Source organism: Acinetobacter sp. Root1280, from assembly GCF_001425285.1.
GTDB classification, from domain to species: domain Bacteria; phylum Pseudomonadota; class Gammaproteobacteria; order Pseudomonadales; family Moraxellaceae; genus Acinetobacter; species Acinetobacter guillouiae.
This window is the reverse complement of record NZ_LMED01000007.1, coordinates 96969-112832: the sequence shown is the minus strand read 5'-3', so window position 1 is coordinate 112832 and position 15864 is coordinate 96969. Positions and strand designations below refer to the sequence as shown.

At 33.6% G+C, this 15864-nt stretch carries 11 protein-coding genes and 6 pseudogenes; 16 read left to right on the top strand and 1 reads right to left on the bottom strand.

Going from position 1 to position 15864, the window contains the following annotated elements; all coding sequences use genetic code 11:
* Window positions 1-11 precede the first annotated feature (11 nt).
* From ASC84_RS07610 to ASC84_RS07585, 6 genes and pseudogenes are all read left to right on the top strand, one after another.
* A pseudogene (locus ASC84_RS07610) lies at window positions 12-3819 on the top strand (DUF6531 domain-containing protein); the annotation flags it as partial.
* Between the two features lies 1 nt (window position 3820).
* Window positions 3821-4727 (top strand): annotated as a pseudogene (locus tag ASC84_RS23195) (RHS repeat domain-containing protein); the annotation flags it as partial.
* Window positions 4728-4751: 24 nt separating this feature from the next.
* On the top strand, window positions 4752-5468 hold the full coding sequence (locus ASC84_RS22220; protein ID WP_081409332.1) for an RHS repeat-associated core domain-containing protein: 717 nt from the start codon (window positions 4752-4754) through the stop codon (window positions 5466-5468).
* On the top strand, window positions 5469-6251 hold the full coding sequence (locus ASC84_RS07600; protein ID WP_056513216.1) for a hypothetical protein: 783 nt from the start codon (window positions 5469-5471) through the stop codon (window positions 6249-6251). It abuts the gene before it with no gap.
* 14 nt (window positions 6252-6265) lie between these two features.
* Window positions 6266-7292: pseudogene (locus ASC84_RS07595) on the top strand (RHS domain-containing protein); the annotation flags it as partial.
* Between the two features lie 404 nt (window positions 7293-7696).
* On the top strand, window positions 7697-8089 hold the full coding sequence (locus ASC84_RS07585; RefSeq protein WP_056513207.1) for a hypothetical protein: 393 nt from the start codon (window positions 7697-7699) through the stop codon (window positions 8087-8089).
* A gap of 32 nt (window positions 8090-8121) precedes the next feature.
* Here ASC84_RS07585 and ASC84_RS22210 read toward each other — a convergent pair.
* Window positions 8122-8294, bottom strand: a pseudogene (locus ASC84_RS22210) (IS5/IS1182 family transposase); the annotation flags it as partial.
* Between the two features lie 35 nt (window positions 8295-8329).
* Between ASC84_RS22210 and ASC84_RS07580 the strand changes: the two are divergent.
* The 10 genes and pseudogenes from ASC84_RS07580 (at window position 8330) to ASC84_RS07530 (ending at window position 14835) form a co-directional block, all read left to right on the top strand.
* Window positions 8330-8728 (top strand): hypothetical protein, encoded by a 399-nt coding sequence (locus ASC84_RS07580; RefSeq protein WP_227515109.1) that lies wholly within the window; start codon window positions 8330-8332, stop codon window positions 8726-8728.
* Between the two features lie 274 nt (window positions 8729-9002).
* Complete coding sequence (locus ASC84_RS07575) at window positions 9003-9239, top strand: hypothetical protein (protein ID WP_227515108.1); 237 nt, start codon at window positions 9003-9005, stop codon at window positions 9237-9239.
* 40 nt (window positions 9240-9279) lie between these two features.
* Entirely contained in the window at window positions 9280-9624 is a 345-nt protein-coding gene (locus ASC84_RS07570) for a hypothetical protein (protein ID WP_227515107.1), read from the top strand.
* A gap of 237 nt (window positions 9625-9861) precedes the next feature.
* Window positions 9862-10298: pseudogene (locus ASC84_RS22650) on the top strand (RHS repeat domain-containing protein); the annotation flags it as partial.
* 393 nt (window positions 10299-10691) lie between these two features.
* Window positions 10692-11192 (top strand): hypothetical protein, encoded by a 501-nt coding sequence (locus tag ASC84_RS07560; protein WP_056513202.1) that lies wholly within the window; start codon window positions 10692-10694, stop codon window positions 11190-11192.
* Between the two features lie 79 nt (window positions 11193-11271).
* Entirely contained in the window at window positions 11272-11535 is a 264-nt protein-coding gene (locus ASC84_RS23190) for a hypothetical protein (protein WP_227515106.1), read from the top strand.
* A gap of 449 nt (window positions 11536-11984) precedes the next feature.
* Entirely contained in the window at window positions 11985-12302 is a 318-nt protein-coding gene (locus ASC84_RS07550) for a hypothetical protein (RefSeq protein ID WP_056513199.1), read from the top strand.
* 50 nt (window positions 12303-12352) lie between these two features.
* Window positions 12353-12943 (top strand): hypothetical protein, encoded by a 591-nt coding sequence (locus tag ASC84_RS07545; RefSeq protein WP_056513197.1) that lies wholly within the window; start codon window positions 12353-12355, stop codon window positions 12941-12943.
* A gap of 145 nt (window positions 12944-13088) precedes the next feature.
* Window positions 13089-14281, top strand: a pseudogene (locus tag ASC84_RS23185) (RHS repeat domain-containing protein); the annotation flags it as partial.
* Window positions 14278-14835, top strand: a complete 558-nt coding sequence (locus ASC84_RS07530; RefSeq protein WP_056513188.1) for a hypothetical protein — start codon at window positions 14278-14280, stop codon at window positions 14833-14835. The pseudogene ASC84_RS23185 and the gene ASC84_RS07530, both read left to right, overlap by 4 nt.
* Window positions 14836-15864: the final 1029 nt, after the last annotated feature.

Below are 15864 nucleotides of genomic sequence, written 5' to 3'. Positions count from 1 at the left end.
TAGAGAAGAACATGACACAAAACACCTCTGAAGTTGTTGCACCTTTAAAGACGTTTAGTCCAAAAGATTTAGAAACTAAAAAGAAAGCAGTAGATGAATGGTTCAGAAAACATACCAATGATGTTGTTACAGTTGATCGACTAGAGTTTATATGTCGAAGTGTTCCTGTATTGGGGAGTGCTTTTGCGGTTGGCGATATTATTATTGATATCATGGATATGATTAACAAAGGTGGTTTTGAGAAAGCTGAACTTTTTGATTGGTTAAATTTGGGGATTGATGTTATCGGGTTGGTTCCAGTTGGACCGTTTAGTGTGGCGGTTCGTGGAGCAGCTCGACCAGCTCTCTTTTACGTTAAGCAAGAATCTGAAAAAGCCATCAAAGCGAAAGCTAAGCAGCTTGGCAAAGAAACATTAGCAGTAACCTCCAAGGAAGCACAACAAGCATTAAAAAATGGATTTAAAGACAGTGTAGCCATGTTTTTAACCACCATTATTGCAGAGGAAGTTGCGGGGACGCTTGAAAGTTTTGCTAAACAAGGGCAAAAAGTATTAGCTCAGTTATTAAAAGAAATTGGTAACTGGATCGTTTTATTGGCAAACACCATTGATGATGGTTTAAAAAAATTACTCAGTGGGTCATTGGATGGACTACCAAACGTTAAACGTGCTGGCCAACAGGCTTGGGGGGCTGTTCAAGGGGCATTTGAATTTAATGGGACAAGATTCGTTGATAATGTTAAGTATAGTGTTGGAAATTTAGCGACTGCATCAGGTAAAGGCTATGTTAATTTAGCGAATTTGACCATATCTGATGAAACAAGAAATAAAGTTTTAGCATTAGGTCAACAGATAAGGAGTATGGGGCAAAGTGCACAAGGAAAAATTAACAGCTTAGGTGATCCAAATTCTTTATGGACGATTGGTTGGTTATTTAGCATCATGGGAATGATTGCAGCAAAACATCGTCTGAAAAAAGCACAAACTAAAGCAACTGAAACGACAAAAGTAAATAATACAAATCCTTCTGGTAAAGTAGATAAAACCACAAAACAAGCAGAAGCAGAAAAAAATGCCAACCAATGTAAAAACTGTATGGGAGCTACAAGTGGTGCAATCACTTTTGCCATGGGAACGGAGTTCTTTTCCCATTTTGATGCTCAAATTGGTGGTATGATACAAGACAGTATCACTCGTACCTATGCATCAAATTTGTATCAGATGGATGACTCCATTTTTGGCGCACGTTGGATTACACCTTTCACCACTAAAATTTCACGTAAATTCAAATACGATCCTAAAAACAAAGAGCAAAAAGACTACCAAAAAGGCTTGGAATATATCGGTTTGGATGGACGACCAATTGATCTGCCTGAGTTAAAGAAAGGTCAAAGTATTTATGATCCAGTCGAACAGCACACTTATACGGTACTGTCAGATCAATTACATCTCATCGCTTATGGTGATGATGAAAAGCGATTCTATGAAAAATATGGTGAAGACTATCGCCTATCTTATATAGAACGTAAACATGGATTTAAAGTTGCACTACGCTATGACCATGTCAATGCAGAGAAGAAATCTATTCTTTCGGACATTCTATTCAAACAGGACGACCGTGAACTGGCACATCTCGCTCTACAGCTCACTCCACAAGGCTTAGTTTCTGATATTTGGGTAGTTAAAAAAGGTCAGTTAGATCGTGTATTAGCCAGCTACGATTATGATGAGCGCGGTGACTTAATCAAAGCCACCAATGAATTTGCTGCATCCTACCTTTACCAATATAAGCACCACCTTATCACTCGATATACTGATTTGACCCAACGTGGTATGAATCTGAAATGGGATGGTATTTTACCGACATCTAAAGCCATTGAAGAATGGGCAGACAATGCCAGTCGTGCTGCAAAAATTGAGTGGGATCAAAACATTCGTAAAACCTATGTGATGGATGTTGAAGGTAATACCACTGAACATTTTTACGATATCGATGGTTATACCTACCGTATTGTCTATCCCGATAATTTTCAGGAATGGTTCTTTAGAGACAATGCCAAAAACATCACTTTGCATATCGCTAAAGATGGCTCAAAAACCTCTTATACTTACGATGAGCGTGGTAATGTCTTAACCAATACCCAAGACAATGGTGCAACCAGTTATTTTGAATATGATGACAAAGATAATCTGATTGGGATGATCGATGCAGAACAAGGTCGTTGGTTTAAACAATACGATGGTTCAGGTAATCTGATTAAAGAGATTGATCCACTGAAACATGAAACTGCTTATGCTTACAATGGTATGGGTTTAGTGACTTCAATCACCGATGCCAAAGGTGGCTCTAAAGCCCTGAAATATGATGATCAAGGTAACTTACTTAGCTATACCGATTGTTCAGGCAAAGAAACAAAATGGCAATACGATGAACGTGGCCGTGTTAAAAATATTGAAAATGCTCTAAAACAAAAAGTTAAATATTTCTATACTGAGCTGACCACTGAAAAAAGAGAACCAATCATCAAAGGCTTACCTTTAAATGCCTTTGGTCAACTGGAAAAAATCCAACATGCTGATGGCGCAGTAGAACACTTTGTTCATGATGCTGAAGGACGCTTACTGGTTCATATTGATCCAAAACAACATCAAACACGCTATGAATACGACGAAGCAGGTTTAATCCTGTCACGTACCGATGCACTGAACCATAAACTGAAATACAAGTGGGATCGCCTTGGACGTTTGACCCGATTGATCAATGAGAACGGTGCAAGTTACCAATTCTTCTACGATCTTGGTGGACGCTTAATCAAAGAAATTGACTTTGATGATAAAGAAACCATTTACCACTACGATGAAGGCACTGGACAGCTTGCGACCAGTATCGAAGTTGCTTCAGCACATGGGCAAGACCTCAAAGACCGTGCTGCCCCGAAAGATCGAATTCAACAATTCATCTTTGACAGTATGGGGCGTTTGGAACAACGTACCGCAGGCTATGGTCACTACGGCTTAGAACTTGAAGCCAAACAGACTGAAGAATTTGCCTACGATTATATGGGAAGAATCTTGAATGCCAGAAATCAGGAGAGCAATCTACAATGGTTCTATGATGCCGCTGGCAATGTAATCAAAGAACATCAACAGGATTATAAGACGCATAAGACAGCGGTATGGAAGCATAGTTATGATGAAATCAATGATCGAATCAAAACCATACGTCCTGATGGACAAAACATTGATTGGCTAACTTATGGTACAGGGCATGTACAAAGCCTGATTGTCAATGGACAAGACCTTGTCAGTTTTGAACGAGATGACCTACACCGTGAAATTGTACGTCACTATGCCAATGGCATCAGCCAAGAACAACAGTTTGACCTTGCTGGACGCTTACACAGCCAAATCATGCTGAATGAACATGACAATGGCTACCAAAACCAATACTCAGCGCAAAATCAAGCAAAACAGAACAATGCCTTACAGCAAACTAGTCAATTGGTACAACGACTGTATCAATACGACAAAACAGGTGAATTGACTGCCATCAAAGATTCTCGTCGTGGCAACATTGCCTACAAATACGATCCTGTAGGACGCTTACTTGAAGCAAGCAGTAAATTGGGTAAAGAAACCTTTAAATTTGACCCTGCCAGTAACATCATAGATCGCTACAATGATGACAAAGCCCAACATCAAGATCAAAACTATGTACAACGAGCAGAAGAAAAAGGCTATGGCTACAATCGTCTAGTCAATAACGTGGTCAAAGAATACCTAGACCAACAATACCAATATGATGCATACGGACAATTGGNAGCAGAAGAAAAAGGCTATGGCTACAATCGTCTAGTCAATAACGTGGTCAAAGAATACCTAGACCAACAATACCAATATGATGCATACGGACAATTGGTTCGACAAAAATCAACGCAAGGTGATTTAAATCTTGAGTGGGATGTTTATGGTCGAATGATCAAAAGCCGYAACAGCCAATACACAGCAGAATATCGCTATGACGCTTTAGGACGAAGAATACAAAAACGTAGTAAGCACCACCATACAGGTGATGAGCRCAACATCATCTATGGATGGGATGGTGACACATTGGCTTATGAGTCAACAGAACAAGCCACTAAACACTATATCTACGAAAAAGATAGTTTTGTGCCGATGCTGCAAGCCGTCTATCAAAGCCCTATAGAATTGGCTTATGAGTCAACAGAACAAGCCACTAAACACTATATCTACGAAAAAGATAGTTTTGTGCCGATGCTGCAAGCCGTCTATCAAAGCCCTATAGAACTACATCAAACACCTGATTGGTCAGACAAGCCGTATAGTGTACATCGTGACCCACTATGGAAAACTACCAAGCAAAGCAAAGGTTTCGATGATGTATGGTTCTACCACTGTGACCATTTAGGTACACCGCAAGAAATGAGTGACCATACAGGTGCAATCATTTGGACGGCGCAATATAAGGCATGGGGTGAGCTCGTGTCAGCAAAGCAACGCTTTGCACGAGCGCAAGACGAGAGCTATGCTCGAAGTGGTAAGTCTGAAAAAGTGAAATCTRACTTCTTTGAAAACTCAGAAATTATTTCAAATAATATCCGTTTTCAAGGTCAATATTTTGATCAAGAGACAGGGTTGCATTATAACCGTTATCGGTATTATTCACCTTATGTGGGGCGGTTTGTAAGTAAAGATCCGATTGGGTTGTAATATAAGGCATGGGGTGAGCTCGTGTCAGCAAAGCAACGCTTTGCACGAGCGCAAGACGAGAGCTATGCTCGAAGTGGTAAGTCTGAAAAAGTGAAATCTGACTTCTTCGAAAACTCAGAAATTATTTCAAATAATATTCGTTTTCAAGGGCAGTATTTCGATTTAGAGACGGGTTTACACTATAACCGGTATCGTTATTACTCGTCCTATGTGGGACGGTTTGTAAGTAAAGATCCAATTGGGTTGTTGGGAGGGAATAATGTTTATGAATATGCTTCCAATCCAACAGGTTGGATTGATCCGACGGGTTTGAAAAAGCAAAAAAATTCCCAAATGTTGGGTCAAAATGTAACTGGGCAATGTAGTTGGCCTGGAAAACAGGCACATCATTTAATTCCAGAGTCACTTGAAGAACATCAATTACTAAAAGATATTGATTTTAAAATGAATAGTGCATCTAATGGTATCATGCTTCCTGAAATTTCAAATGTATATATAAGTGAACATTTGGGTGGGCATGCAATATATACAAGAGCTGTTAAAAAAGAATTGGATCATATTGAGAAAAAATATGTTAACGAAGGTGATAGAAAACGAGCTGTTCAAGACCTCCAACGAAATTTAGATACTGCTTTAAGACATAAAAAATTATCACTTTACAAAACTAAGTGTGGTAAACCTACTGGACTTAAAACAGGTGATTGGGATAGATATATCAAGTCATCAAGGAGATATTAATTGAGTTTAAGTAAAATTGAATATGCTAAAAAATTAATTAAGTTTAATAAAAGCGTGGAATCTTCTGAAATATTAAAAAAAATAATATATGAAAGTAGTGACTTTTCACAAAGGAAAGCTGCACTGGAAATATTATTATTTGATATTGAACTGAAGAAAGAAAAACTAATTTGGGATAGAATTGATCCTTTAATTAGATTTGCTGAAGAGCAAAATTTTATTTCAGTAGATAAATTAAATTCAGTTAAATATATGAAAAATAATGAGGTAGTAAGTCGTAAAATAGAGATAGTACCTACAGAAAAGTTTGAAGAAATTTATAACTTTTTCAAGATTGATTTCATTAATAAAAATTTGGAGCAAAAACCTCATAGAGATTTATTAGAAATTGATTTTCAATTTGCTAAAAAAACTGCACATGACCAAAATATTGAGGTACCTTTTGTGAGTTGGAATGACCTTAGAAGCTCAATACAAAAAGAGGTTTATGCTTCTGTATTTTCCAAATCCATAAGTCTAGAATCATTAGAGGATAATGTAGACCAATTAAATGAAATTTTAGAAGAAAAACTGAGTAGTGAAGATAAAATTTTTTATTACTTTTTAGATGATTTAGAAAGTGATATTTACTTAATATTAATGGCTACTTACATTGGCTTTAAAAATAAATTAATTGATAGGATGTTAGATGCATATCGAATTAATTATATGCCTTGTGGATGGAAAGGTGAATATCCAGAAGGTGAATTATGTGTCACTAATGGAATGTTAAATTTTAAATAAGTTTGTATTTTTACAATGCTATACAGCAAACCAGTCAATTGGTACAACGACTGTATCAATACGACAAAACAGGTGAATTGACTGCCATCAAAGATTCTCGTCGTGGCAACATTGCCTACAAATACGATCCAGTGGGTCGTTTACTCGAAGCAGGCAGTAAACTGGGTAAAGAAACCTTTAACTTTGACCCTGCCAGTAACATCATAGATCGCTACAATGATGACAAAGCGCAAAATCATGAGCTAAGCCATGAACAAACAGCAGAAGAAAAAGGCTATGGCTACAATCGTCTAGTCAATAACGTGGTCAAAGAATACCTCGACCAACAATACCAATATGATGCATACGGACAATTGGTTCGACAAAAATTAACGCAAGGTGGTTTAAATCTTGAGTGGGATGTATTTGGTCGTTTGATGAAAAGCCGTAATGCTGAATATACAGCTGAGTATTGTTACGATGCGCTAGGTCGTCGTATTCAGAAACGTAGTAAGCACCATCATACAGGTGCTGAACAGAATGTGTTTTATGGATGGGATGGAGATACAGTTGCTTTTGAATCTACTGAAGATTACACCAAACATTATATATACGAAAAGGACAGCTTTGTACCAATGTTACAGGCGGTTTATCAAAGCTCAATAGAACTACACCAAACACTTGATTGGACAGATAAACCTTATAGTATTTATCGTGATCCTATATGGAAAACCACCAAGAAAAGCAAAGGCTTTGATGATGTATGGTTCTACCACTGTGACCACTTAGGTACACCACAGGAAATGAGTGACCATACAGGTGCAATCATTTGGAAGGCGCAATATAAGGCATGGGGTGAGCTCGTGTCAGCAAAGCAACGCTTTGCACGAGCGCAAGACGAGAGCTATGCTCGAAGTGGTAAGTCTGAAAAAGCGTTATCGGTATTATTCACCTTATGTGGGGCGGTTTGTAAGTAAAGATCCGATTGGGTTGTTGGGAGGGAATAATAATTATCAATATACTCAAAATCCAATAGATTGGATGGATCCCTTAGGGTTGTCAGCATGCAAATTGAATAAAAAAGTTAATGTTGATGCGATTGTAAAAAAATATGGTGGAAAACATATCACATCTGATTATTATGAGATGCCGTCACATAAAGCAGCGAAGCAAGCAGCATCAGAAATTGCTGGTAACTTATCAAGTGCACCGAAAACGACACGTAGGCAAGACTATCGAGGTGGACCGAGAACATGGAGTAATAGTAATGGTGTAATCGGAAAGAATAGTGGAGGAGATAATCCTTGCTCTGGTTGGCGAGATGATTCACCAGGTCATTCATTTAATGATAAAAATGGTAAAACCGAAATACCATCTCATTTGAATGCTTGGAATAAGCTAGGAGGAGTAGAGAATGTGCATTTGTTATATAAGAAGGGTTTAATCGTTAATGGAAAAAAATACTAATGAAAAATAAGCCTTGGAAAAAGTTTAAATATCAAACAGAGTCTAATAAATTTTATTATATTTTAGCTGGTGAAGATTTCAACAAAGAAGATGGTGTTAAACTGAATCCATTTTTGAATAGTGAAAATTTAATGGATAAAGAAGTTATTATTGTTCAACAAGAAGACTTGGCTGATTCACCATGCTTTAATATTAAGAATACTGATACTGGTATTTTTTTGGAAATATATAGCTTAAATAAAGCAGAAATATATATTGTTAATAAAAATTTTGATATGCCTGATTTAATTGAGCTCATTTTTAAATTAAGCCAATTTAGTTATGTGGCTGCTTTGAAATATATTAAGTTTAAATATGGATTCAGAGAAAACTATCTTTTTTTTGAAAGCTAGTCTAAATTGTTAATATAATTATAGCCTAAGGATTAATAGTGCTTAATAATCATGATCTTGGTTTTAACCAAACTTCGATGATAATAGCCTGACCATTTTTTCATAGTGTCCTGCCGAAACGTTTAACCGTCCAAAGTAGTTCATTTCGCTTTCGCGAATGAACTTTTGTATCTTTCCAAGGCTTTACATTTTTTCTGGGTCGAATCGTGGGCGAAGAGGGCAATTTTATTAAGAGGCAGTATGATTGAATTTAAGTCACTCATTAAAATTAATGAAAATTATGTAGATATCAATGATTTTACTTTATCTCATCAAATAAAGAGTCTTGATTGGGACTATGATGTGCAAGGAAAAATCATAATTTTTTATTATGGGAAGGAAATTTTTGGATCAGAAATTGTAGATGATATTAATTGGTTTTGGGGATTTATTGCTGATGGATTTAATGATTTTTTTGAAAAAGGAGTTTATGATATTGGCTTTCCTTCGCAGGATATACGTTTTGTTTTGGTAAAAATTAAAAAAAATATTATTAGTCTTGAAATTACATCAGAAAATATGGTTTATTTAAAGAAAGAATTTGATTTGATTGATTTTTTAATGGTGCTATTAATTATTTTGTTTTTGAAAAAAATTTAATAAAGATGAAAATGTTGAAATGGATAGAAAAATTGGTTTAATAGAATTATATAAGAGAAATCTTTGAAGTTTAAATAGGATCTTATTTCTGAAATAATAACATATGAAATATTCAAATGAAGGTTTAGAAAGTAATGATTTTTACTTCTGTGTACAAGGTGTAATATGAAAAAAAGTTTTTTTTAACGTATGCTTCAAAACTTAAAGTATTTGATTTGGCTGAAATTTTTGAAAAAAATTTGATATTTCTTTTATTGAACATAGCAGCGATTATTTGGGAAGTTATTACTCTTATGAGGGATTATTTTGTGATAATTTTAAAATATTGAAAAATAAGTTACCTGATGGTGATTTGCAAATAAATGACGGTGGAATAGAAACTATTTTGAAATTGGGTTTTTTTAATGGAAAAAATAAAGAAGAACAAAGTAAGTATGAATTTATGAAAAAACAATTAGCGAGTTTGAATAATATAAATTTACATTCATTTGATATTTTTGAAGAGGAATGAAGGCACTAATATGATAAGAGACCATGTGAAAGGAACATAAATGAAGACTTGGGATCAAGTAGTAGAAAGTGCAGCTGAATTTATATCTTTTTTGGAAAAAGGTAATTTTTATAATACTAAGTTTAGTACTGAAAAAGATTACAAGATTATTTTTGATGCTAATGTAGGGATAGATTATACGACTAATGATAGTTTTGATGATTTTGATGAATGGGAAACTGTGACTGATCCCCCCGATATTTTTCTAGAAAGCTTTGAATGGAACGATCGGATTAAATATAAATTAAAACAAAAAAATTATTTTGGATTTGAAAATCAAGACTTTAACGGAGCTAAAGAAAAATGGATAACGGGTGAAGCTTGTCTGATAGTAGAGTTAATGTAATGTATATAGATATAGGTATAATATTTCAATGTTATGCAAATGACTATTTTCCTACAATCTGGAAAGAAATTTTAGAAATATATTTAAATGGTGGTTTTCCGTGTGGATGGGATGGTCATCTACCTGAAGGGAAAATTGTAGTTTTTTCTAATCAATAAAATTTAAAATCAGATAAGTTATTTCAAATTATACAAAGCTCAATGATAGCTTCATTGAGCTTATTTTTATTTTAATGATTCATATAACGTACGCCAAAATTTGCTATCGAAAACCACCAAGCAAAGCAAAGGCTTCGATGATGTATGGTTCTACCACTGTGACCACTTAGGTACACCACAAGAAATGAGTGATCAGTCTGGTGCTGTCATTTGGAAGGCGGAGTATAAGGCGTGGGGTGAGTGTAAGACTGAGAAGGCTAAATCAAATTTCTTTGAAAATTCAGAAATTATTTCAAATAATATTCGTTTCCAAGATGCATGAGCAAAGACAGAGCATTGCTCTGTCTGAAGCGCAAGGATCAAGAAACAGGACTACATTATAACCGTTATCGTTATTACTCGCCTTATGTAGGGAGGTTTGTAAGTAAAGATCCGATAGGGTTGCTTGGCGGTAATAATATATATCTTTATGTTCAAAATCCCGTACAAATCATCGATCCTCTTGGTTTGGCTCCAGTAGCTTATAAAACTGTTGGTTCTAAACTCTGCATAAAAGATAAATTTACGCCAAACTCTGAAGAATCCAAAGAGTTGAATAAATTCACTAATAGGTGGAATCATCAAATTAAAGAACAAGGAGGAACTATGACACGGAGAAAATTAACAGTAGAGGAAGAACGTGAGTCAGCAAGATGGAAAAAAAGTAAAAGATGTGAATGCGGTCCCGGACGAGTTGCAGGTCATGTACCAGATGCTGGTGCAGGTGGTCCTGCAACTCCATTAGACTGGATGGCTCAATTAAAATCTACAAACTCATATGTAGGTGGTATTATCGGTAGCTTGCCAGAAGGCTATAAATTATAACAACGTTGTTCTTGTGGATGATCTAGTTAAATGTGGAGATAAATGATGGGAAATAAAATAAAAGAATTGTTGGAAGAATTAAAACAAATAAATTTAACTGATTCTGATAACGATCAGGAAATAGTTCAACCTGAAAAAATAGTAGATTTTATTTTGACACTAGATGGTAATAAAAAATTACTAAGTCCAATGTTAAAAGAACGATTTGAATATGCAAGTACTTGGAATGATGCATTTTTGTTGCAAAATTGGCTTTCATTAAGTGAAATTAATAATTTTGCTGATAATCCTGAATTGATGGAAAATATCAATTTAAGATTAGAAAATTGGGAACATGTGCCCCCTGCTTCAGTAGGTTTATCAAAAGTTTCTATTTTTGGATTTGATCCTTATGATACAAATGAAACATATCTGGAGTGGGTGGATGGAGAAATAGAACCGAAAATTTGGATATATTTTGATTCTAACTATCATATGTTTAAAAATTTAGAAAGATTTTTATTATATGCAGTAAACCAGCTAGATGAAGATGATTTGAAAAGTTAATAAATGGTATGAGTTGAAATTATAAAGATGAAACTAGTTTTTGTTTTTGAAATGTTGATAAAAAATTGGATTCATAGTAATGATTGAAAATAATCAAAAAATTATTGATTTATTAGATCAGATGCAAGCTATGCGGCTAGATAAGTCATATTTAGTGTGCATAACTTTTTGTTATAAAATTATCCCTTTGTTAGATAGTGATAATATAAGTTCTGATTATATTTTAGACTCGGTTAATAAGGCTAAATCTTTTTGGTTTGATAAACAAAGTAGTATTACTGAAGATGAAATAATTTCTAGGAGAGTGAATATAATAAAGTATATGAAAGAAGAAAATATTTAATATGATGTTAATATTAAACCAGAATTAAAGTTTTTAATTTTACCTTTATGGACTAGACCTCCTTCTGATGATATTGGAGATTGTTTAGATTGGGGGCTTACTTTGCTTAAAATAATTAATATATCAGATAGTATTATTGAAGCTAAGCTGTTAGAAGCATTAGAATCTGTAAATCAATTAAAAGTATAGAATGAAAAGAGATTGGTTATAGATGTGTTGACAATATATTAGGGGGTTTGATGCGTTTAACAAGGATTTAAAAAACTGAAAGTAAGGTGTAAAATGATTTTTTTAATATATACTTCAAAACTTAAGGTATTTGAAATTTTTGAAAATAAATTTGATATTTCTTTTATTAAACATAGTAGTGATTACTTAGGTGAATACCACTCATATGAGGGATTGTTCTGTGATCATTTTAAATTATTAAATAATAATAAGAGGTTAAAATGAGTATTTGGTGGGAAATAGACATTAAAACAGGAATTGTAGATCATGACTCGATTTCTTGGATAAATGATAATTTTGAAGTAACAGAAGATACAGTTTTTGATTTATCTCAAGATTTATTGCAAATTAATTTTAAAAATCAAAAAATTATTTTAGATGTAGGGTGGTATCCTGATTTGGATGAAAATGGAGTATTTAGAACGGAATTAATTAAAGATAATGATTGGGAAAACCCAATTATCTCTGTCGAATCTAAAAATATAGGAAGTCTGAAACATGATATTGGTAGAGTTATTAGTGATCGAATATATGAATAATAAACTTATAGTATTTTGAATGAATTTAATTTATTAGCTTGGGTGATTCAATGACTATAAAGTTAGAAATTTTAAATGAGTTGTTAAAGTATGATTATCAAAAGGAATATTTTAAATCATTGGAAAATAATTTTGATATAAGAGAAAGTGATAAAACTTTAGAACTCGTTAGATTGGTTTATAACTTATTTGTTCAAGAGTTTGATAATTATTCTGTGATCAGAGAATTTTTAGATAGTATAGAGTTTTGCGATTTTAATCGTAGAAACTCAATCCAATGGGCAAGTCTTTGTTATTTATATCAAATTAAATATATTGTAAATGAAGATGTTAACTTAAGAAAAGAAATTCTTTCTATTTTAATGAAAGATCTTAATGATAATAAAGTAATGGAAGAAAAGCGTTTTAATCGGGTAATCAATGGAAGTGAAATAGCTTCTAGAATCGAGACTAGGAACAAGGAAAAAAAATTGGGACGAGAATTTTATTATACTAACTCTATAGCATTAATAATTGATATGTTGAAAAAAAATATATATGAGTTCAAAGATAAAGAAGACTCTTTTTTATTACAGGATAATATTATTTGTGAAATTAATGAGTTAAAAAATATTTTGCCTACTTTAGAGGAAATTTTTTAAATTTTGAATATTAATCAATCTGAGGTCTTTTTTATAAATCAAAATTGTTTGAGTATTGATGCATAATTTAAAAATGAAATATATTTATATTCAAAAGCTTACAGATATTCAGTTTAAGCGATTAGCGGGCATTTGATGTATATTTGAAGCCACCAGTAAATTAGGTAAAGAAACCTTTAACTTTGACCCTGCCAGTAACATCATAGATCGTTACAATGATGACAAAGCCCAAAATCATGAGCTAAGCCATCAACAAACAGCAGAAGAAAAAGGCTATGGCTACAATCGTCTAGTCAATAACGTGGTCAAAGAATACCTAGACCAACAATACCAATATGATGCATACGGACAATTGGTTTAGGACGAAGAATACAAAAACGTAGTAAGCACCACCATACAGGTGATGAGCGCAACATCATCTATGGATGGGATGGTGACACATTGGCTTATGAGTCAACAGAACAAGCCACTAAACACTATATCTACGAAAAAGATAGTTTTGTGCCGATGCTGCAAGCCGTCTATCAAAGCCCTATAGAATTACATCAAACACCTGATTGGTCAGACAAGCCGTATAGTGTACATCGTGACCCACTATGGAAAACTACCAAGCAAAGCAAAGGCTTTGATGATGTATGGTTCTACCACTGTGACCATTTGGGTACACCATAAGAAATGAGCGACCATACAGGTTCGATCATTTGGAAAGCTGAATATAAAGCTTGGGGTGAGTGTAAAACTGAAAAAGCTAAATCCAGTTTCTTTGAAAACTCTGAAATCATCAGCAACAACATTCGTTTCCAAGGTCAGTATTTTGATGAAGAAACTGGGCTCCATTACAACCGTTATCGTTACTATTCACCTTATGTGGGGAGATTCGTAAGTAAGGATCCGATTGGATTATTGGGAGGAAATAATTCTTATCAATATGCATCGAGTTCAACTGGTTGGATTGATCCACTTGGGTTAATGACTCAATGTGAAAAAAGTCAGAAAATTTATAATGAAAAATTAAAGGAGATTAAACATCTTATCGCTATTCATGACTATACTAATAGACCAAATGCTAAATTGAAAATAGCAGGTGGAGTTAGTGGTTCGATTGGTTATACAAAAGCTACAGGAATATTAGTTGGGCCAGGTGCTGGAGATCACGTTGAAAAAGGAAAAGGATTACTTACTAGTTTTAAAAAGACTATGAAAAGTGTAGACAATGCATTCAGTCTATGTGTGAAAGATAAAGCAAAATTACATATGTATGCTGATCCATATATTAGAAAGTTAGAAGGAGCTTTGGCAATGCCTGTTAAAGTACAACCAACTGGAAAGCGAATATGAAATATTTTAATCATAATATAGAGTTAATGGAAATTAAAAAACTAAATGAAGATGAGAAATTTGAATTTTGGGTGCATCCAAAATATGTAATAGGTTTTAATAAAAAAGACTTATTAAACTTCAACTCAGAACGGAATTATATTAATAATCACTATAATAATGAAGAGGTTGAGTCGCCTGATGTTGTAATTATTGATTATTTAACCTCGTGTTTAAAGGCTGATCAATATCAAAATGAGTCCAATGGGTATTTTATTAAATATACTGATATGTTAGATGCTGTATTTTTCTTGATTAAAGAATTATTCTCATCAAAGGCTAGTTATCCATTTGCTTGGTGGGGGGAGTATTTACTTGACTCTGATAATTGTAATCGAGTTTTTGAAATTATATTTGACGAGTTTAAGCAATCGAAAAATAATCATGTTAAAAATTTATTAAGAATATTCTGTATTGAATTGCTATCTGGTAAATCTAGAGAATTAAATGAAAAAAACAATTTAAATTTTAAAAAAATAGAAGAATTTCAAACGGAAAATACTTCTATGTATTAAATTAAATTGTGAAAGTAGTGAGAGGAATTAATGGGCTTTGTAATTTAAATAACTTATTAATACTAATAAAAATGGTATTAATATAAAAGATAATGCTACGGAATAAATACTCATGATAACGAAAAAATTATAACTCTTTTAAACGGAATACCTAATGTTGACACCGTCATTTATTTCTAAAGAACTGTTAGGTAAGTTTAAGCTAACAACCACAGATTTATAAAATTAAATTCTTAATTTAGGGCTAAGTATTAAAAGTCACGGGTAATTGATAAAAATGCTGATAAATTGAATCTTCTAGTTCAGGGTGAAAGAGAATTTTTGCTTGATAGAATATAAGTTCAATTAGTTGGGTAGATCCACTTGGTCTTCAAAAAAGTGGTAAGCAAAAGTAAGGATCAGCAAAGCCAGAAGAAGGCACTCCTAAAAAACATGCCCGCATTCGAATGTAGTTAATGCTTTAGAGAATTTCCAAACAAAAAGGTATCAGTTTGGAAGCAATACATATATTTTAGACAAAGCTGCAATGACTCATATTTTAAAACGACATCATCCAGAATATTGGGATGGTTCAATTAAAATACACAGTCTTTCTTGTGTCCGAGTTTGTCAATAACGCAAATTGAAACAGAAATTAAAGCTGTACTACAAGCTAATCGTGAAAAATTAGCAGAGGCAGGGGCAAATGCAAAAATGTTCCAACTGCCTAAAACAAATTGTTGAGTAGTTGGGTTGAATCGTGGGCGAATAGGGCAATTTTATTAAGAGGCAGTATGATTGAATTTAAGTCACTCATTAAAATTAATGAAAATTATGTAGATATCAATGATTTTACTTTATCTCATCAARTAAAGAGTCTTGATTGGGACTATGNCGAGCTAATCTTTGTATCTTTCCAAGGTTTAGCATTTTTTCTGGGTCGAATCGTGGGCGAAKAGGGCAATTTTATTAAGAGGCAGTATGATTGAATTTAAGTCACTCATTAAAATTAATGAAAATTATGTAGATATCAATGATTTTACTTTATCT

Excerpts from the sequence above, each read along its gene's own strand:
- ASC84_RS07585 (WP_056513207.1), top strand. The coding sequence starts at position 7,697 with ATGAAAAATAAGCCTTGGAAAAAGTTTAAATATCAAACAGAGTCTAAT.
- ASC84_RS07580 (WP_227515109.1), top strand. The coding sequence starts at position 8,330 with ATGATTGAATTTAAGTCACTCATTAAAATTAATGAAAATTATGTAGAT.
- ASC84_RS07570 (WP_227515107.1), top strand. The coding sequence starts at position 9,280 with ATGAAGACTTGGGATCAAGTAGTAGAAAGTGCAGCTGAATTTATATCT.
- ASC84_RS07560 (WP_056513202.1), top strand. The coding sequence starts at position 10,692 with ATGGGAAATAAAATAAAAGAATTGTTGGAAGAATTAAAACAAATAAAT.
- ASC84_RS23190 (WP_227515106.1), top strand. The coding sequence starts at position 11,272 with ATGATTGAAAATAATCAAAAAATTATTGATTTATTAGATCAGATGCAA.
- ASC84_RS07550 (WP_056513199.1), top strand. The coding sequence starts at position 11,985 with ATGAGTATTTGGTGGGAAATAGACATTAAAACAGGAATTGTAGATCAT.
- ASC84_RS07545 (WP_056513197.1), top strand. The coding sequence starts at position 12,353 with ATGACTATAAAGTTAGAAATTTTAAATGAGTTGTTAAAGTATGATTAT.
- ASC84_RS07530 (WP_056513188.1), top strand. The coding sequence starts at position 14,278 with ATGAAATATTTTAATCATAATATAGAGTTAATGGAAATTAAAAAACTA.